The organism is Candidatus Frankia nodulisporulans (assembly GCF_902806475.1).
GTDB classification, from domain to species: Bacteria; Actinomycetota; Actinomycetes; order Frankiales; family Frankiaceae; genus Frankia; species Frankia umida.
In genome coordinates this window covers 1-1,518 of sequence record NZ_CADCWS010000467.1, presented here as the reverse complement: position 1 = coordinate 1,518, position 1,518 = coordinate 1, and the positions used below count along the sequence as shown (strand labels likewise).

1 protein-coding gene is annotated in these 1,518 nt (G+C 73.4%); it reads left to right on the top strand.

Annotated elements, in window-relative coordinates; all coding sequences use genetic code 11:
• Positions 1-114: 114 nt before the first annotated feature.
• The coding region (locus G6R24_RS20850) for an MFS transporter (RefSeq protein ID WP_163550822.1) at positions 115-1,518 on the top strand (1,404 nt) is incomplete at its 3' end.

Here is a 1,518-nt window from a genome sequence, read left to right as displayed (position 1 = left end):
GGGGATGGCGTTGACCTTCGAAAGTTACGGGACGTTCACTGTGCCGGTGGGTCATCCCGGGGGCCATCGCAGCGCCCCAGGGCCAGGGGCCTGCGGACCTGCACGAGGAGCCCTGTGGACGTACCTGCCCTGCATCCGATCGACGCCGCCCCCACCGTGCCGCTGGTCGCGGTCGGTACCGGGCGAGGACGGCGGCTCGCCGTCGTCCTCGGGGCCGGTGGGGTACTGACCGCGGTCGCGCAGGTCTGGCTCGTCCCGTTGCTGCCGGCGCTGCCGCGGCTGACCGGGTCCTCGGCCACCAGCGCCAGCTGGCTGATCACCGTGGGACTGCTGGTCGCGGCGGTGGTCACGCCCCTGTTCGGCCGGGCGGGGGACATCGTGGGGAAACGGCGGATGCTGCTGGTCGCCCTCGGGGTCCTAGTCGCCGGATCGTTGCTGTGCGCGGTGTCCTCGCAGCTGTGGCTGCTCATCCCGGGGCGGGGCATGCAGGGCGCCTGCCTGGCGGTGGTGCCGCTGTCGATCAGCATTCTGCGCGACGAACTGCCGGCGGCCCGGGTGGGGGCGGCCGTGGCGATGATGAGCGCGACGGTGGGGGTGGGCGCGGTCGTCGGCATCCCGTTCGGGGCGCTGATCGTCCAGTACACCGACTGGCACGTGATGTTCTGGGTGATCGCCGCGTGCGGCCTGACGTTGCTGGTCGCCGCGCGGATGGTCGTGCGGGAGTCACCGGTGCGCGAACCGGCCCGCTTCGACACCCACGGCGCCGTCGGACTCGCCGCCGGCCTGCTGTGCGGGCTGCTCACCGTCTCCCAGGCCGCGGCCGGCGGACCCCTGCGCCTCCAGGTGCTGGGCCTGGCGACCGCGACCCTGGTGATCCTCGTCGGGTGGGCCCGCCGGCAGGTCCGCACCGTCGATCCGCTGGTGGACCTGCGTCTGGCGGCCCGCCGTCCGGTGCTGATGGCCAACCTCGCCGCGCTCGGCGTCGGCTTCGCCTTCTACGCCAACGCGATGTGCACCGCCCTGCTCGTCCAGGTGCCGAAGGAGGCCGGCTACGGCCTGGGCCTGTCGGTGCTGGCCGGTGGACTGTGCCTGCTGCCCGCGGGGCTGGTGATGGCCGCGCTCTCCCCCCTGTCGGCGTGGATCACCGCCACCCGCGGCCCGCGGACCACCCTGTTGCTCGGCACGAACATCCTGACCGCCGGCTACCTGCTCCGCCTGGCCGACAGTCACCACCTCATCATGATCATCCTGGGTGGGGTGGTGGTCGCCGCCGGTACCGCCCTGGCCTACTCGGGTGTGTCCATGCTGACCGTCCAGGCGGTGCCCCGCGGGCAGACCGCCGCCGGCGGCATCACCGTCCTCATGCGGATGGTCGGCCAGGCGACCTGCAGCGCCGCCGTCGCCGCCATCCTCGGTCATCTGTCGGTCGCGACCTCCGTCGGTCCCGTCCCCACCCTCGCCGCCTTCCGGACCGTCTTCGCCATCGCCGGCCTCGCCGCGGTCTTCGCCACCCTCGCC